The 16,743-nt window shown below is 65.0% G+C and carries 13 protein-coding genes; 5 read left to right on the forward strand and 8 right to left on the reverse strand.

The window, feature by feature from the left end; genetic code table 11:
- Positions 1-76: 76 nt before the first annotated feature.
- From E1N52_RS02775 to E1N52_RS02795, 5 genes are all read right to left on the reverse strand, one after another.
- Positions 77-427, reverse strand: coding sequence for a hypothetical protein (locus tag E1N52_RS02775; protein ID WP_246088955.1), 351 nt, complete (start codon positions 425-427; stop codon positions 77-79).
- Between the two features lie 172 nt (positions 428-599).
- A complete protein-coding gene (locus E1N52_RS02780) occupies positions 600-1,820 on the reverse strand; it encodes an aminotransferase-like domain-containing protein (protein WP_133179980.1) in 1,221 nt (406 codons plus the stop codon).
- Between the two features lie 192 nt (positions 1,821-2,012).
- On the reverse strand, positions 2,013-3,185 hold the full coding sequence (locus E1N52_RS02785) for an NAD(P)/FAD-dependent oxidoreductase (protein WP_133179982.1): 1,173 nt from the start codon (positions 3,183-3,185) through the stop codon (positions 2,013-2,015).
- Positions 3,186-3,291: 106 nt separating this feature from the next.
- On the reverse strand, positions 3,292-4,791 hold the full coding sequence (amaB, locus tag E1N52_RS02790; RefSeq protein ID WP_133179984.1) for an L-piperidine-6-carboxylate dehydrogenase: 1,500 nt from the start codon (positions 4,789-4,791) through the stop codon (positions 3,292-3,294).
- A 250-nt stretch (positions 4,792-5,041) separates the two neighbouring features.
- The gene (locus E1N52_RS02795; RefSeq protein WP_133179986.1) at positions 5,042-6,193 is read right to left on the reverse strand and encodes a branched-chain amino acid ABC transporter substrate-binding protein; all 1,152 of its coding nucleotides are present in this window, start codon (positions 6,191-6,193) and stop codon (positions 5,042-5,044) included.
- 474 nt (positions 6,194-6,667) lie between these two features.
- On the opposite strand from E1N52_RS02795, the gene E1N52_RS02800 reads away from it, so the two are divergent.
- Entirely contained in the window at positions 6,668-7,291 is a 624-nt protein-coding gene (locus E1N52_RS02800) for a helix-turn-helix domain-containing protein (protein ID WP_133179988.1), read from the forward strand.
- 10 nt (positions 7,292-7,301) lie between these two features.
- On the opposite strand, the gene E1N52_RS02805 is transcribed toward E1N52_RS02800, so the two are convergent.
- The gene (locus E1N52_RS02805; protein ID WP_133179990.1) at positions 7,302-8,327 is read right to left on the reverse strand and encodes a DUF1338 domain-containing protein; all 1,026 of its coding nucleotides are present in this window, start codon (positions 8,325-8,327) and stop codon (positions 7,302-7,304) included.
- A gap of 155 nt (positions 8,328-8,482) precedes the next feature.
- Here E1N52_RS02805 and E1N52_RS02810 point away from each other — a divergent pair, with 155 nt between their 5' ends.
- From E1N52_RS02810 to E1N52_RS02825, 4 genes are all read left to right on the forward strand, one after another.
- On the forward strand, positions 8,483-9,394 hold the full coding sequence (locus tag E1N52_RS02810) for a LysR family transcriptional regulator (protein ID WP_133179991.1): 912 nt from the start codon (positions 8,483-8,485) through the stop codon (positions 9,392-9,394).
- Positions 9,395-9,496: 102 nt separating this feature from the next.
- A complete protein-coding gene (locus E1N52_RS02815) occupies positions 9,497-10,738 on the forward strand; it encodes an NAD(P)/FAD-dependent oxidoreductase (RefSeq protein ID WP_133179993.1) in 1,242 nt (413 codons plus the stop codon).
- A gap of 60 nt (positions 10,739-10,798) precedes the next feature.
- The gene (gene lhpI / locus E1N52_RS02820) at positions 10,799-11,707 is read left to right on the forward strand and encodes a bifunctional Delta(1)-pyrroline-2-carboxylate/Delta(1)-piperideine-2-carboxylate reductase (protein WP_133179995.1); all 909 of its coding nucleotides are present in this window, start codon (positions 10,799-10,801) and stop codon (positions 11,705-11,707) included.
- A 73-nt stretch (positions 11,708-11,780) separates the two neighbouring features.
- On the forward strand, positions 11,781-12,869 hold the full coding sequence (locus E1N52_RS02825) for an asparaginase (RefSeq protein WP_133179997.1): 1,089 nt from the start codon (positions 11,781-11,783) through the stop codon (positions 12,867-12,869).
- 42 nt (positions 12,870-12,911) lie between these two features.
- On the opposite strand, the gene E1N52_RS02830 is transcribed toward E1N52_RS02825, so the two are convergent.
- On the reverse strand, positions 12,912-15,191 hold the full coding sequence (locus E1N52_RS02830; protein ID WP_133179999.1) for an amylo-alpha-1,6-glucosidase: 2,280 nt from the start codon (positions 15,189-15,191) through the stop codon (positions 12,912-12,914).
- Between the two features lie 249 nt (positions 15,192-15,440).
- Entirely contained in the window at positions 15,441-16,742 is a 1,302-nt protein-coding gene (gene gltA / locus E1N52_RS02835; RefSeq protein WP_133180001.1) for a citrate synthase, read from the reverse strand.
- Position 16,743: the final 1 nt, after the last annotated feature.

A 16,743-nucleotide genomic window follows, 5' to 3' on the forward strand; every position in this document is an offset into this window, starting at 1 on the left:
TGCCGACGCCACACAACTCTGCATGCTTTTTTGTGTGCAACGTTGTATGCATATTAGGAAGCCAATATTTGGGCTGTCAACCAGGCGATTGCCCTGGCGCTCCGCGCGCGTCGCTGCGTGTGGCGGCACGCTCCGGCCGCCAGAACGCGAACACGAGCAGCCCGACCGGCGCCTGTGCGGCCGCGACGAACGCTGCGCAGCCCGCCCAGCTCCAGTGATGCCATGCGGGAATCGGCAACACAGAGCCGAGGCTGCCGTCGAAGTAATAGCAGGAGAGGTAGATTCCGATCGCCGTGGTCCGGGCCCCGGCGGCGGCATGGGAAATGAACGCGTTGCGCGCGCGAGCAGGCATGGAGCCGCGCATCTGGCCGACCGTGGTATCGCTTGTCGCAGCCGAGCGCGGCGTCGCCGTCGCCCCGACCTTCACGATGGCGCTGCAACGCTCGGGCGTAGCCTACGTGCCGTTGAGCGGTGCGCCTGCGCTCGACCAGACTGTCTCGTGGATCGAGCCGTTCACTTCGACTTGCGTGAAGCGCTTCGTCGAACTTGCGCAGTCGGTTGCGCAACAGGAAACGCGCGGATTTGGAACCGCGCGAACTTCAAACAGGTGCCGACGTCATGTCCGCCGTGCGCGTGGCATACGTGGCCCGCTTCAAACGCGCCACGCCTTCGCGAATCTCATCGACGTTCGGCGCGGCAAACGAAAGGCGCAGCGACGCGGTGTCGGGCTCGTCAGCGAAGAACGCCTTGCCGGGAACGAAAATCACCTTGTTGGCAATCGCGTTCGGCAAGAGCGCATCGATCGCGACACCCGGAATGCGCGCCCACACGAACATGCCGCCTTCGGGTTGATGAAACGCGATTTCGTCGCCGAATTGCACGCGCAAGCCGTCGCATAGCGCTTCGCATTTGCGCTGATACGCTTGCGTGATGTGCGGAAGGTGCCGCTCGAGCGAGCCCGCCTCCAGGTAGTGCGCGGCGATTGCCTGGGTCCACGGCGTACTGCACAGGTCCACGGTCTGCTTGGCGATCACGCAGCGCCGCGCGATTTCAGCGGGCGCGATGGCCCAGCCTACGCGCAAGCCAGGCGCGACGACTTTCGAAAGACTCGAGAAGTGCACGACCCAATCGCGCGCGCCCTGCACCTCGCTTGCCAACGCCAGCATCGACGGCACCGCGTTGCCTGCGAACCGCAGATCGCCGTACGGATCGTCTTCGACGATCACGAAGCGGTACTGAACGGCGAGACGCAGGAGCGCAAGGCGCCGCTCGCGCGTGAGCGTGGCCCCGGTGGGATTCGCGAAGGTCGGCACCGTGTACAGCAGCTTGGGCCGGACAATCGCGCCCGAAGCGAGCCGCGCGGCGAGTACGTCCACGTCGAGCCCGTCGCCGTCGACGGGCACCGTCACGACATGCGCCTGCTGGAGCCTGAGCGCCTGCAGCGTGGCCGGGTAGGCGGGCTGCTCGGTCAAGGCCGTGTCGCCCGGATTGAGCAGCACGCGCAACAACAGGTCGAGGCCTTGCTGCGACCCCGTGGTGACCAGCATCTCTTCGGGCGCGCAGGTCACACCGCGGCGCGCCATCAGCGCGAGCAGTTGCGTCTTCAATTCGGGCAAACCGTCGGTCGGGCCATATTGAAGGCAGCGCGTGGAAGCCTGCCATGCCTGAGCCGCTGCCGCCTGCAGTCCATCGGCATCGAACAGGTCGCTGGCTGGATAGCCGCCAGCGAAGGAAATCATGCCTGGCTCTCCCAGGTACTTGAACAGCTCGCGAATGGGCGAACCAGCGGGATGCTGAAAGGGCGCGGTGAAATCGTACATGGCGGACATGGAGTCGATGGCGGTTAAGCGCGGCAACGGACAAGCTTCGATTGTGGTCAGCCCTCACGGGCACATCAAACGAAATCTAATCACCACATCATGCGGTTTGCTCATCAAGCAGTCGCGCAATAAAAAAGCCCGCTGAAATCGCGGGCTCTTCATTGTGCATTGTGCGGCCTGACTACCCCGCCGTCACACGACGTTCTTTTCGACGATCGGCCGGTTTTCCATTACGCGCGACCAGTCGAGCGAAGACAGATCGAGCGTCTCATACCTGCCGTTGAGGATCAGCTCGCTCACGCCGCGTCCGGTTGCCGGCCCCTGCTGAAGACCGTGCCCGCTGAAACCATTGGCAAACACGCAATTGTCGATGGCCGGGTGGTAACCAATGATGGCGTTCTGGTCGAGCACGTTGTACTCGTAATAACCGGACCAGCAGTTCTCCACGCGCAGCGCCTCGAAGCCCGGCACGCGGTGCGCAAGCGTGGGCCAGATCACGTCGTCGAAGATAGCGTGATCGACTTCGTCGAGCGGCAGATCGTTCGGGTCGTTCTCCGCGCTCGGCGACGTTCCCGTGATGTACGTATTGCCCTCGGGGCGGAAATACACGCCGGACGGATCGATCAGCAACGGGCACGCGGCGAGCCGCGCGGGCGACGAGACGTTGAAAATGCTGCGGCGGCGCGCATACACCGGAATGTCGATGTCCATCATTTCCGCGAGCTTGCGCGCCCACGCCCCGGCTGCGTTCACCAGCGTGTCGCACGCATGGCGTTCGCCGTCGCTCGCGATCACGTGCGTGACCTTGCGGCCACTGCGCACGACGCCGGTCACATCGGCCGGCACATAGCGCGCGCCGAGCGACTGCGCCTTCTTGCGCAGCGCCTGCACGAGGCCGTAGCCATCGAACCAGCCCTCGCCGCTGCGGCCATACGCGCCGCTTGCGAGATCCTCGACGTTGAGCCACGGAAACTTCGCGTGGAGCGCGTCGCGCGACATGAGTTCGATGTCCGCGCCAAGACGCGTTTGCAGCTCGTGATTCTCGCGCAGCGTCGCATCGCCCGCTTCCGTGGCGAGGAAGAGATAACCGCCCTCGTGCAGATCGATTGACGGGCGGCTGCCGTTCACTTCGAGCCGCTCGCCAATGCCGCGCAGAAACTCGATGCCGAATAGCGACATCTGGATCGACAACGGCGTGGAAAACTGCTGCCGGATCGACGCGGCCGAAAGCGCCGACGACGAGCGCGCATAACTCGGGTCGCGCTCGAACACGGTCACGGAAACCGTTGGGTCGGCTGCACGCAGAAAGTAAGCAATAGAACTACCGATTACCCCGCCGCCAACGATAACGACTTGAGAACTCACGACTTGCTCCAGATTGCGGAAAACTGCGGCGCGCATTGATTGGGTTTGCGCGAATCGATCCATTGACCGGGCGCACGATGCACCCGGTCACGTACCTCAAACGCGCTTATTCGACGTTGAAATCGATGCCCTGTGCGAGCGGCAGCGCCGACGAATAGTTGACCGTATTGGTCGCACGGCGCATATAAGCCTTCCACGAGTCGGAGCCCGACTCGCGCCCGCCACCCGTTTCCTTTTCGCCGCCGAACGCGCCGCCGATCTCCGCACCGCTCGGCCCGATGTTCACGTTCGCAATGCCGCAATCGCTGCCCGCGGCCGACGTGAAGCGCTCGCTCTCGCGCAGGTCCGTCGTGAATACGCACGACGAAAGGCCATGGTGGGCGGCGTTGTTCGCATCGATCGCGTCGCCGAAGTCGCTGTACTTGAGGACGTAAAGAATCGGCGCGAAGGTTTCCTTCAGGACAACTTCGGTTTGCGACGGCATCTCGACGATCGCCGGGCGCACGTAGAAGCCCTTTTCGTTGCCCGCCACCGTGTGGCGCTCACCGCCGAATACCTTGCCGCCCTCGCGCTTCGCCTGCTCGAGCGCCGACTGCATGCGGGCGAACGACTGCTCGTCAATGAGCGGCCCCATCAGCGTGCCCTGCTCCAGCGGATTGCCGATCACCACCTTGCCGTAGAGCGTCTTCAGGCGCTCGACTGCCTTGTCGTACACGCTCTCGTGCACGAAGAGGCGGCGCAGCGACGTGCAGCGCTGGCCGGCCGTGCCGACCGCCGAGAACAGAATGCCGCGCAGCGCGAGTTCGAGATCGGCGGTAGCGGAGACGATGCCTGCGTTGTTGCCGCCCAGTTCGAGCAGCGAGCGGCCAAAACGGCGCGCGACCTCGACGCCGACGGTGCGGCCCATTTCGGTGCTGCCCGTTGCGCTGACGATGTTCGAGCGCGGATCCGCCACGAGCTTCGCCCCCACTTCGCGGCCGCCGACCACGAGGCTCGTGAGGCCTTCGGGCGCGTCGCCGAATTCCTTCAACACATCCTGCATGATCTTGTTGACGGCCACCGCGGTGAGCGGCGTCTTTTCCGACGGCTTCCAGACCACGGCGTTGCCGCACACGAGTGCGAGCGCGGCGTTCCACGACCACACGGCGACCGGGAAATTGAACGCGGAAATCACGGTACACACGCCCATCGGATGCCACGATTCGGCCATGCGGTGGCCGGGACGCTCCGATGCAATGGTCAGACCGTAAAGCTGACGCGAGAGGCCAACCGCAAAGTCGCAGATGTCGATCATTTCCTGCACTTCGCCCAAGCCTTCCTGGAAGATCTTGCCGGTTTCCAGCGAGACGAGGCTGCCGAGCGCGCGCTTCTGTTCGCGCAGCTTGTTGCCCAGCAGGCGCACGAGTTCGCCGCGGCGCGGCGCGGGCACGTTGCGCCAGGTCTTGAACGCCTCCTGCGCCTTCGCGAGCACGGCGTCGACGTCGGCCGCCGACTGGCTCGCGACGCGGCCGATCAGCTCGCCGTTGATCGGCGAATGCACGACGATGTCGCCCGCTTCCGCGAGCTGGGAGATACCGAGATCCGAGAGGATGGAGGAGGCTTTCATAGGTAGAATCCCTTAAAAATTTCCGATACGAAACATTGCTACTTTAGGAAACTATACACGCGCAATTTTGCGGCGACAACACGAAAATCCACGGGAATTTCGCCATGCCGCGTGTACCGCTTCCGCCCGGCTTTCCGCCATGAAAATGGCATGTGCCCGCGCTGCGGGCACACCTTTGCTTTCCTATTGGAAACAATGCATCGGGCGCCGACAGAGGCGGCGCCCTTCAAGGTAGCAGAGGCGAGTGATATCACTCAGCGGTTCGCGTCGTGACCGGCACCCACGCCACGTTCTTGACCTGATACAGGGTCGAACTCGGGCTCTTCAGGTCGCCCTGAGCATTGAATGCGATCTTGCCCGTAATGCCGTCGTAGCTTGTGGCCTTGAGCGCGGCGTTGAACTGCGCCGGATTCGCCGAGCCCGCCTTCTCCATCGCCGTGATCGCGACCCACGCCGCGTCGTAGGCGAACGGCGCGTAGGCGAGCATGTCGATGCCGTACTTCTGCTTGAACTTCGCCTCGAAGCCCTTACCCTTGGGCAGCGTGCCGAGCGGCTGGCCGTACTCCCACACCGAAGCGCCATCGGCGGAATCACCGGCGAGCTTGATGAAGTTCGCGTCCATCACGCCGCCGCCTGCGAGGAATTGCGCCTTCAGGCCAAGCTGGCGCATGCGCTTGACGATCATGGCGGCCTGCGCGTCGAGGCCGCCGAAGAACACGAGATCCGGATTGGTGCGCTTGATGCTCGTGAGCTGAGCGCTGAAATCCACTGCCTTGTCGTTCGTGAACTCGCGCGCGACGATCGTGCCGCCGCTCGCCTTCACGGCCTTCTCGAACTCGTCGGCTTCGCCCTGGCCGAAGGCCGTGCGGTCGTCGATGATGGCAATGCGCTTCGCCTTCGTCACCGTCGCCGCATAGTTGCCCGCGTTGCCGGCGTTTTGCGAGTCGGTTGCGATCACGCGGTAGATGGTCGGCGCGCCGCCCTGCGTGATGGCCGGATTGGTGGCGGCCGGCGTGATCATCGGAATGCCCGCCTTCGCGTAGATCTTCGAGGCCGGCAGCGTCGTGCCCGAATTGAAGTGGCCGATCACGACGGCCACATTGTCGTCCACGAGTTGCTGCGCGACCTGCACGCCGATGCGCGGATCGCTCTGGTCATCCTGCGAGTCGATCACGAACTTGACCGGCTTGCCGCCGATGGTGGGACGCGCGGCGTTGGCTTCGTCCACGGCCATACGCACGCCGTTCTCGATGTCCTTGCCATACGCTGCGCCGCCGCCCGTGAGCGGGCTGGCCACGCCGATCTTCACGACCATTTCCTGCGCGCTCACCGCGCCGGCAACCAACATCAACGACGCTGCGATCGCGCAGCCACGACGAGAAGCGAGGAAACGAGGATACATGCGATATTCCTTCGGTATCTGGAGCCGGCACGTGATGCGTTCGAATGGTCGCGCGGACCTTCGGCGCACTGGATTCATCCCGCGATGCTGAGCGGCGGGACGTAAGCGGATTGTCGGCAGCCGTTTCGGTGGCATCAAACGAAATCTAATCACCACGTAATGCGCTTTTCTCATCAAGCCCGTGCACGCGGGGAATACGGCAACGCGTGACGCGCCCTCGCAGGCATTGGGAGATACCCGATAGCGCCAATACGCCCGCTTGTGCGTGGGTGTCATGCGAATGCGGGTTGTGCACGCGCCATGCCTTGCGCCGTCTGGGTTTGCGTCAGAAATCATCAACTTTCGAGCGGTCGATTTACTTAGCCATGCTTGTTAATCGCCACATGACGTATCAAACGTCGCGCGATACGCAAATGTTATTATCGGAAACATAGAGTACGATACGAACCACCAGCGAACACCCCGAGTTCCCGAATGGAAACCTCGTCCCTCAAGCCCGCCGAGAACGCTTCGGCGGAGCTGGGCAAGCGCGTCAAGGCGGCCCGGCTGAAGCACGACTACACGCTCGAGGCCGCCAGCCGCGTGTGCGGCGTGTCGCGCTCCACGCTCTCGAAGGTGGAAAACGGCGTCATGTCGCCGACGTTCGACGTGCTGCAGAAGATCGTTCACGGCCTGAAGATCGACCTCGGCGAACTGTTCGGCTCGGCGCCCAGGCCGCGCGCGAGCGGACGCCGCGCGCTCACCCGCAAGGGCGGCGGGCAGCAGCATTCGGCAGGCTGCTATCAGATGGAGTTGCTGGCTACGGAACTCGCCCACAAGGCGATGTACCCGTTTCGCATTCGCGTGACGGCGCACTCGCTCGACGAGTTCACGGAATGGGGCCGGCATGAAGGCGAAGAATTTCTCTTCATATTGAGCGGCTCGGTTTGCCTCTACTCCGAGCTCTACGCACCGACGCATCTCGAAGCCGGCGACAGCCTCTATTTCGACAGCCGCACGGGGCATGCGGCCGTCTCCACGAGCGAAGAGGACGCGGAAGTCCTCTGGCTCATCAACGAACCACACCCGGACACGCAAGACGGCGCGCCGGGCGTGTGACACGCCACGTTCAAGCAGCGTTCGCGGTCATCTTGAAGATGCCGGTGGCATTGCCCGCATCGAAGCGCAAATCCGTCTGCCAGCGCCGCGTGACCTGATCGAACGTGCGCTTGCGCGTGATGAACTCGTAGAACGAACCCGGCACCTCGCGCGTCACGCGCTGGCCGTCCGCCGCGCGGAACTCGCGCATTACGGTGTCGGCGCGATACGCCGTCTGAAACACGCGGCCCGAGCGCGAGGTCTCGACGTTGGGCTTCATCGGGCGCCCCTTGGCCTTCTCGTCGTCCGAAAGCTTGAATACGTCTTCCACGCGGTCGGTCGCGTGATTGAAGGCGTTGCCTTCCGTTGCGATCCACGCCATTTCCGCCGATTCTTGCAGCAATGTCTCGTAGTCCGAAATAGACGGCACTTCGTGCTGTCGCGCGAACGCGCCGACGATCACGGGCAGCAGTTGCAGCGCCGCGTCGAGCGGCAGCGAACCGTCGCGTTCGAGTTCGGAGAGCTGCGCCATGGCCAGCGGCGTGAGCGGATCTTTCGACGCACCCACCACGTTCGTCACGGCTTGCTGGAACGCCGCCGAAAAGCGCTCGGGGTGCAGCTCGCTCACGAAGAACTGCGCGATTTCGTCGGGTGCGTCTTCGTGGGCGTAGGCGCGTCCCGTCATGCCGAGCTTGTCCAGCGGATAGCGGCCATTCAGGCGAAAGCCGAGCGGACGCAGAATACGCGTGAAGGCCGCTTCACCGGGCGGCAGCGCGCCGCTCTGCGCCCAGCGCACCGTGCGCAGCGCGCCATGGTCGAAGTACACCGCACCGCCCCGCGCCACCGTGTCGTTCGTGTACGTGCGGCCGTTGGGCGAGCGCTCCAGCAGGTCTTCGAACAGCGCCATGTTCATCGCCTGGGCGAGTTCGGCGCGCGTAACGGTGCCGCTTTCCCAGTCGCCGAGCATCGACGGAAAGGTCAGCGTTGCAAAGAGGGTTTCAGTTTTCTCGCGGCCCAGCAGCGCGGACAACAAGCGTTCTACGTTCGAATTGCGCATCACCAATCTCACAGGAAACGACCGCCTCGCAGCGGTCATCAAACGGGGCTCTGGCCATTGGCTTCGGCCAACTATACGTAAAACGCATTATTCGAATGGTTGCGCACTGCGTAAAGCGAGATTAAATTGTCACTTGATGAGTTTCTGGAATCACCATGCGCAAGTTCAAGATCCCGAATATCGGCGCGCTCACGGCTTTCGAAGCCGCGGCGCGGCACGAGAGCTTCACTCACGCCGCCAGGGAGCTGTTCCTCACCGAAAGCGCGGTCTCGCGCCAGATCGCCACGCTCGAATCGAATCTCGGCGTGCGCCTGTTCGTGCGCGCCAAACAGCGGGTCGTGCTCACGCGCGCGGGCCGGCTCTATAGCACTCAGGTGCGCCGTGCGCTCGAAAACCTCGATCGCGACACGCTCTCCATCATCGCGCACGGCAGCGGCGGCGGTTATCTGGAACTCGCCGTGCTGCCGACCTTCGCCTCCGAATGGCTGATTCCGCGCCTCAAGGACTTCTACGACCGCACGCCGGACGTGCGCGTGAACATGGGCGTGCGCACCGAGACGTTTTCGTTCGAGGAATCGCATTTCGAAGCCGCGATCCACTACGGCAAGCCGACCTGGCCCGGCACCTCGTCCGACTTTCTGTTCGGCGAGGAAGTGGTGCCTGTCTGTTCTCCGTCGCTGCTTGCGCGCCCTGTCAAGAAGGCGCATGAACTGCTCGCCTACCCGCTGCTGCACTCCACGACGCGCCCCGATGCATGGACGCGCTGGTTCTCCGACCTCGGCGTGGAAGACAACGCCACCATGCACGGCGTGCGCTACGAACTGCACACGATGCTGATCGCAGCGGCCGCCGCCGGCCTCGGCGTGGCGCTCGTGCCGAAGTTCTTCGTTGAAGGCCAGCTCGAGCGGTTCGGCGTCGTCATTCCGTTCGAAGCCCCGGCCATTGCCGATGGCGGCTACTACTTCGTCTATCCCACCGAACTCAGCCACGGCAAGCCACTCGAGATGTTCCGCGCGTGGCTGCTCGAGCAGGCGGGTGCCTACAACGCCTCGCAAGAGCAACGCTGATCGGCGGGTCGAGCACGCGTGATATACGATCAGAAAAAAGTTTCCTATAGGAAATAGTTAGGTTAGCATCGGACGAAATCACTTCTTCGTCGCGAGACTGACATGGAAGACGTCGTCGTCATCGGTGCCGGCATCATCGGGGTCTGCGCCGCGCTCAACCTGGCGCAGCGCGGCATGCGCGTGCATATCGTCGACAGCGCACCGCCCGGTTCGGGCTGTTCGTTCGGCAACGCGGGCCTGATCGCGGTCGATCACGTCGCGCCGCTCGCGAGCCCCGAGACGATGGCCGGCCTGCCCCGCATGCTGCTGCGCCGCGACAGCCCGCTGCGCCTGCACAAACGCAGCCTGCCGCGCATGGCGCCGTGGGTGCTGGAGTTCGCCGCGCAGGCGCAGCGCCCGCGCTTTCGGCGCAACACGCGTGCGCTCGCGAGTCTCGTGACCGGTGCGGCGCAAGCCTGGCGTCGTCTGCTCGATCAGCACATTGCCGACGATCTCTTTCGCGACATCGGCTCGCTCTACGTGTTCGAGCAACCCGTTGCGCACGCAACGGAACGCGCGCAACTCGATCTGCTCGACCGGCACGGCGTGCGCTACGAAACTCTCACAGCCGAGCAGGTGCGGCGCGACTATCTGCCGTCGCTCACGCCGCATATCAGCCATGCGCGCTACTTTCCCGGCATGGCCTCAGTCACGAATCCGCAGCAGGTCGTCGAGCGCATTTTCGGGGCCGTGATCGCGGCGGGCGCGAAATTCACGAGCGCTGCCGTCGATGCATTGCGCGCCCTGCCCGATGGCCGTATCGGCGTCACGCTGAACGGCGCGACGCATCCTGCCGCCAAAGTGCTGATCGCCGCCGGCTCGCGCAGCGCCGAACTCGCACAGCAACTGGGCGCCAGGATTCCGCTGACCAACGAGCGCGGCTATCACGTCCAGCTCGGCGCGCCCTCGCAAGACACGCTGCGCGTGCCCGTGAGCTTCGTCGAGCGCGGCTTCACCTGTAACCCAATGGCGCAAGGCATCCGGCTTGCCGGCACTGTCGAGTTAGGCGCGCGCGGCGCACCCGACTGGCGCCGCGCCGACATGCTCGCCACGCAATTCCAGACGCTCTTTCCCGGCGCACGCGCGGCGCAGGTCGCAAGCCGCTGGTACGGCGAGCGCCCCACGCTGCCCGACTATCTGCCGATGATCGGCGAGATGCGCGGCGCGCGGAATGTGTTCGTCGCGACCGGCCATCAGCATCTGGGCCTCACGCTCGGGCCGTTCAGCGGCGAACTCGTCGCACAATTGATGGTGCGCGACACGCCCGCCGTCGATCTCGCGCCGTTTCGCATCGACCGCTTTTGAGGCCCGCGGCCGGACTCACGCCGCCACACCCACGCAGCATTCATCAGGAGAGAAGATTCGATGGAGTCCATCGCGATTTACGACGCAACCGCCACGGCGCGCCTGCTCGACTTCGGCGTGCTGCTCGACGCCCTCGCCACGGCCGCGCAGGACCACGACGCGGGCCGCATTCACGCGCCCGTGCGCACCGGCGTGCCGCTCAAGGGCAACGGCGTCATGCTCTCGATGCCCGCCAGCGCCGACGATATCGCCATCCACAAGCTCGTGAGCGTGTGCCCGGCCAACACGGCGCTCGGCATGCCGACCATCTTCGGCGCGGTGACGGTGTGCAATGGTGCGACGGGACAGCCGGAGTTCATTCTCGACGGCCCGACCGTGACCGGGCGGCGCACCGCGGCGCTCTCCATGCTGGGTGTGCGCCTCTTTCACCCCGGCGCGCCGCACGCGTTTCTGGTGATCGGTACCGGACAGCAGGCGCGTTTTCATGCCGAGGCGATCGGCGCGCTTTATCCGGCGGCAACGCTTTACGTGAAAGGCCGAACCGAAGCGTCCGAACAGGCATTCCGCGCCCACTTCGCGCAGTCCGGCGTGGAAGTGATGCCCGCGCACGGTGCGGTACCGCAAGCAGTCGACGTGGTCATCGCCGCGACGACGAGCAAGACGCCCGTGTACGACGACGCGGCGCGAAACGACCGGCTCGTGATCGGCGTGGGCGCCTTCACGCCGGACGCGGCCGAGATCGCCCAGGACACGGTGCGTGCGAGCCGCGTGTTCGTCGACGATTTTGCAGCCGCGCGCGAAGAAGCCGGCGACCTGCTGCAGGCTGGCGTCGACTGGGCGAACGTGCGCACGATCGGCTCCGCCGTGGCGGACGGCGCGGCGCATGATGGCAGTCCGGTGCTGCTGAAGACGGTCGGCAGTGGCGCGTGGGATCTCGCCGCGTGCCGCGTGGCCCGGCAAATGCGCTGACCCGCACGCGCGGATTAGAATCGCACATCGATCGCGCAGCACGATCCCATCCGAGACCCAAGGCAAACGCACCATGACGACGAGCGCCCCCCAACCCGCCGTGAAGGTACTGCGCGGCGATGTCATCGAAACGACGCATATCGCCCACATTGCTGTGGTCGACGCCGAGGGCCGCTTGCTCTACACCCTCGGCGACCCGCATCGCATGACGCTCGTGCGCTCGGCGGCCAAGCCCGCGCAGGCGCTCGCCGTGGTCGAAACCGGCGCGCTCGAGCGCTTTGGCTTCGACGACGCCGATCTCGCGCTCATGTGCGCCTCGCATAGCAGCGAGGACCGCCATATCGAGCGTACGCGCGCGATGCTCGCGAAGGTCTCCGCCACGGAATCGGACCTGCGCTGCGGCGGCCATGTGCCGATCTCGGACGCCGTCTACAAGGCGTGGATCAAGCGCGACTTCACGCCTGGCGCCGTGTGCAGCAACTGCTCGGGCAAGCACGCGGGCATGCTCGCGGGCGCCCGCGCGATCGGCGCGGCGCTGGCCGATTACCATCTGCCTTCGCACCCCTTGCAGCAACACGTGAAACGGGTCGTGGCCGAGGTTTGCGATCTTCCCGAGACGGGCGTCGAGTGGGGCATCGACGGCTGCAATCTGCCCACGCCCGCCTTCCCGCTCGACCGGCTCGCCCGCCTGTTCGTGAAGCTCGCCGATGCGCAGGACCGTGCGGGCTTCACGGGCTCAGCGGGCTCGACCGCGGCCGACTCGCGCTCGCAGGCGCTCGCCCACATCTATCGCGCGATGACGTCGTATCCGGAACTCGTGGCGGGCGAAGGCCGTTTCTGCACGGCGCTCATGAGTGCGTTCGAAGGCGCGCTCGTCGGCAAGCTGGGTGCGGCGGGCAGTTATGCGATTGGTGTGCGCGCAAGCGCGGCGACCGCACCGCACACGGGCGGCCCGGCACTGGGTATCGCGGTGAAGATCGAAGATGGCGATCTGACCGCGCTTTATGCCACCGTCGTGGAAGTGCTCAGGCAACTGGGCATCGGCACGACGGAACAGCTCGCACAACTGAGTAAATTTGATGCCCCGCGCATCGTCAACACGATGAGCGTCGAGACGGGTTACGTCGCGCCGCAGTTCACGCTAGAGCGCGCCGCTTCGTAACCAGCGCAAATGGGCGCGGGCTTTGAAAGCCCGCGCCCAGACTCACAGCAACGCCACGACCTTCACGTCGCTGCGATCGGCCGATGCCACGACCTTGCCGTCCACACGGCGGAACATGAGCGTCACCGTATGCTTGCCAACGCGCAGATCGCCCACTTCCAGCCAGTCGATGCCTTCCGGCAGCATGGGCTGCTCGACACGCACCTCGTTGCGCGCCGCGTCGATCGTCACGCCAAGACACGCTTCGAGCATCATGAACGGCGAACCCGCGGCCCAGGCTTGCGGCAGACAGGCCACCGGATAGGCGGTCGGCGGCTCGCCGCGCCGGCGCGGGAACCCGCAGAACAGTTCGGGCAGACGCATGTCGAACGTCACCGCGGCTTCGAACAGCGCCTGCAAGAGGCGCACCGCTGCCGCCTTGCGGCCATAGCGCGCGAGACCGCGTGCGCACAGCGCGTTGTCGTGCGGCCAGACCGAGCCGTTGTGGTACGCCATCGGGTTGAACCGCGCCTGGCCCGCCGCGAGCGTACGCACGCCCCAGCCCGTGTGAAACAGCGCCGATTCGAGCACTTCAGCCACGGCGCGGCCGCGCTCCTCCTCGGGCAGCCCGAAGGCGAGCAGATGTCCCGCGTTCGACGCGAGCACGCGGCACAGATCGCCGTGGCCATCGAGCGCGATGCCGTAGAACTCCGACTCCGGCATCCAGAACTTCTCTTCCACGCAGCGGCGGATTTTGGTGGCGCGCGCGGCGTAGCGCGCCGCGTCCTCCACCTGGCCGCGATGCGTGGCGAAACGCGACATCGTTTCGAACGCCGCGCTCGCGTACGCCTGCACTTCGACGAGCGCGATCGGGCCATCGGGGAAACGGCCGTCCGCATGGAATACGGAGTCGTGGCTGTCCTTCCAGCCCTGGTTCGCGAGCCCGCCTTCCGATTCGCGCCGGTAGTCGAGCAGACCGAGTTTGTTGCGGTCGCATACACCTGCGACCCAGGCCGCCGCGCGTTCCAGCGCCGGCCACAACTCGTCGATCAGCGAGGTGTCGCCCGTGCGTTCGACATAAGCGCCCGCCAGCACGACGAAGAGCGGCGTGGTGTCCACCCCGCCGTAGTAGAGCGCGAACGGCACTTCGCCCGTGGCGGCCATCTCGCTCTTGCGCATTTCGTGCATGATCTTGCCGACCGCCGCGTCGCGGAACGCCGAGTCCTCGCGCGCCTGATGCTCCGCGAGAAAACGCAGCACGCCGCGCGCGAGCGCGGGCGTGAGCCACAGCGTCTGCAGCGAGGTGATGACCGCGTCGCGGCCGAACGGCGTGGAGAACCACGGAATGCCCGCATACGGGTACGGGCCGGTCGGCAGGTCGGTGGTGAGCAGACCGAGGTCGGCGATCGAGCGGTTGATCCACGCATTGAAGAGCGGATTGCTCGAACGCAAGTGCGCCGCCGCGCGGCGGCGTTCGCGCATCACGATATGCGAATCGACCAGCGCGGCGCGCTGGGCGGCGCGGCCCACGCGCTGCTCCTGCGAATCAGCGAGGCAATGCGGGGGCTGGAAGATGCCCGCGCTCTGCGTGCCAGGCGCAGCGCCGGGCATGGCCTCGACTTCGATCGCCACCGTGAGATAGATCGAGACGCAGGCCTGCGCGGGCAGATCGACCGTGAAATCGGCGCGATCGGCGAGGAGTTTGTTCGGCGTAGGCGAGAACTCGATACGCACGCGCCGCGCAACCTTGTCGAGGCCGATGTATTCGAGCCGCACTTCGCCGTCTTCGACACGCGGCGGCATGAGCGTACCGCGTTTTTCGCGCTTGAGGCCGCGCACTTCGAACATGTCGCGGAAGTCGCTTGCGAACGAGATGGAAAGCGGCACCACGGCATCTTCCGTGCCGTAGTTCGTGAGTTCGATGGCCTCGGTCATCATCGTGCCGGAGAGCACGCGCTCGCGCTGCACGTGAATCACGCCTTCGGGCGTGGTGGTGCCGCCGAGCGGCGGCAGCGGACGATTGGTCAGGTGGGCCGTGAACACGGCGTTGTCGCTGCTCACGCTGCCCGAGAGCAGCGAGGGCACGCGCCCGCCGAACGTGAGACGCAGCGACGAGAGCACGCGCGTGTCGTTGACGAAGAGGCCGTCGTCGATGCCGGTGATGTCGCCGAGCGGATCGTTGACGATGAAGGTGCCGCCCGACTTCAGCACATGCTGGTCGGCGCTTGCGACCTCCGGTGTTTCGGGCGCGATGAACGCGCCGTCGGTTTCTCGCGTGTCCTGGTCGGGATGATCCACGCCGCTTGAGCGCGTGACGCCACCGAGTGTTTCAGGATCCTGCATTGCGTGCCTCCTGGGTCCCATGCAAAGGGTTACGGTACGGTTCGCTTGCGGTTGATTGTAGTGGCTTCGGCGCACGCGTTGGGCGAAAGCGCGAAGAACGGGCCGAAAGATACGCGCGAAATCGGTGGCAAATCGCGGCGAGAGCAAGGATCGTGCGCGGAAAAAATTGCGGGCGCCGGCACGACGTAACGTGCGGGCGCCCGTGGAGGCGATGCGTGCGCGCGCCGGAAGCGGCGCGCGTCTTGAGGATCAGCGTTGCGAAATCGGCTTCGCGACGCGCGGCGTTTCGCCGATGAAGAGCTGACGCGGACGGCCGATCTTCTGCTCGGGGTCGGCGATCATCTCATTCCACTGCGCGATCCAGCCCACCGTACGCGCCATCGCGAAGATGCAGGTGAACATCGAGGTCGGGATGCCCAGCGCGCGCTGCACGATACCCGAGTAGAAGTCGACGTTCGGGTACAGCTTGCGCGACACGAAGTATTCGTCTTCCAGCGCGATCTTTTCGAGCTGCATGGCGAGCTTGAAGAGCGGATCGTCGTGCAGGCCCAGTTCGTTGAGCACTTCGTAGCACGTTTCGCGCATGAGCTTCGCACGCGGATCGTAGTTCTTGTACACGCGATGGCCGAAGCCCATCAGCTTCACGCCCGAGTTCTTGTCCTTCACCTGCTCGATGAACTTCGGGATGTTATCGACCGAGCCGATCTCTTCCAGCATGTTCAGCGCGGCTTCGTTCGCACCGCCGTGCGCCGGGCCCCACAGACAGGCGATACCGGCCGCGATACACGCGAACGGGTTCGCGCCCGACGAGCCGGCCAGACGCACCGTCGAGGTCGAAGCGTTCTGTTCGTGGTCGGCGTGCAGGATGAGAATGCGGTCGAGCGCGCGCACGAGCACGTCGTTGACCTTGTACTCTTCGCTCGGCGCGGAGAACATCATGCGCATGAAGTTCGCGCTGTACGAGAGGTCGTTCTGCGGATACACGAACGGCTGGCCGATCGAATACTTGTACGCCATGGCGACGAGCGTCGGCAGCTTCGCGATCATGCGGATCGCCGACACCTCGCGATGCTCCGCGTTGTTGATGTCGAGCGAGTCGTGATAGAACGCGGACAGCGCGCCGACCGCCGCCACCAGAATCGCCATCGGATGTGCGTCACGGCGGAACCCCCGGAAAAAGAAGTGCATCTGCTCGTGAACCATCGTGTGGTTCTTCACCGAGGCCACGAATTCGTCCTTCTGCTGCTGCGTGGGCAGCTCGCCCTTGAGCAGGAGGTAGCAGCTTTCGAGGAAGTCGGCGTTTTGCGCGAGGTTGTCGATCGGGTAGCCGCGGTAGAGCAGTTCGCCCTTGTCGCCGTCGATGTACGTGATCGCCGAGTTGCACGACGCCGTCGACATGAAGCCCGGGTCATACGTGAACATGCCGGTTTGGCCGTACAGCTTGCGGATGTCGATCACGTCCGGGCCCTGGGTGCCCTTGTAGACCGGCAACTGCACGCCTTCAGCGTGGCCGGGGATGGTGAGCGTGGCGTGTGTCTTCGAGTCGATCATT

Source organism: Paraburkholderia guartelaensis, assembly GCF_004353905.1.
In the GTDB taxonomy this organism is placed as follows: Bacteria; Pseudomonadota; Gammaproteobacteria; order Burkholderiales; family Burkholderiaceae; genus Paraburkholderia; species Paraburkholderia guartelaensis.

What these genes read in the sequence shown, in the direction of transcription:
- gltA (WP_133180001.1), bottom strand. Translation starts at nt 16,742, where the DNA reads ATGATCGACTCGAAGACACACGCCACGCTCACCATCCCCGGCCACGCT.
- E1N52_RS02810 (WP_133179991.1), top strand. Translation starts at nt 8,483, where the DNA reads ATGCGCAAGTTCAAGATCCCGAATATCGGCGCGCTCACGGCTTTCGAA.
- E1N52_RS02815 (WP_133179993.1), top strand. Translation starts at nt 9,497, where the DNA reads ATGGAAGACGTCGTCGTCATCGGTGCCGGCATCATCGGGGTCTGCGCC.
- lhpI (WP_133179995.1), top strand. Translation starts at nt 10,799, where the DNA reads ATGGAGTCCATCGCGATTTACGACGCAACCGCCACGGCGCGCCTGCTC.
- amaB (WP_133179984.1), bottom strand. Translation starts at nt 4,791, where the DNA reads ATGAAAGCCTCCTCCATCCTCTCGGATCTCGGTATCTCCCAGCTCGCG.
- E1N52_RS02825 (WP_133179997.1), top strand. Translation starts at nt 11,781, where the DNA reads ATGACGACGAGCGCCCCCCAACCCGCCGTGAAGGTACTGCGCGGCGAT.
- E1N52_RS02795 (WP_133179986.1), bottom strand. Translation starts at nt 6,193, where the DNA reads ATGTATCCTCGTTTCCTCGCTTCTCGTCGTGGCTGCGCGATCGCAGCG.
- E1N52_RS02780 (WP_133179980.1), bottom strand. Translation starts at nt 1,820, where the DNA reads ATGTACGATTTCACCGCGCCCTTTCAGCATCCCGCTGGTTCGCCCATT.
- E1N52_RS02800 (WP_133179988.1), top strand. Translation starts at nt 6,668, where the DNA reads ATGGAAACCTCGTCCCTCAAGCCCGCCGAGAACGCTTCGGCGGAGCTG.
- E1N52_RS02830 (WP_133179999.1), bottom strand. Translation starts at nt 15,191, where the DNA reads ATGCAGGATCCTGAAACACTCGGTGGCGTCACGCGCTCAAGCGGCGTG.
- E1N52_RS02805 (WP_133179990.1), bottom strand. Translation starts at nt 8,327, where the DNA reads ATGCGCAATTCGAACGTAGAACGCTTGTTGTCCGCGCTGCTGGGCCGC.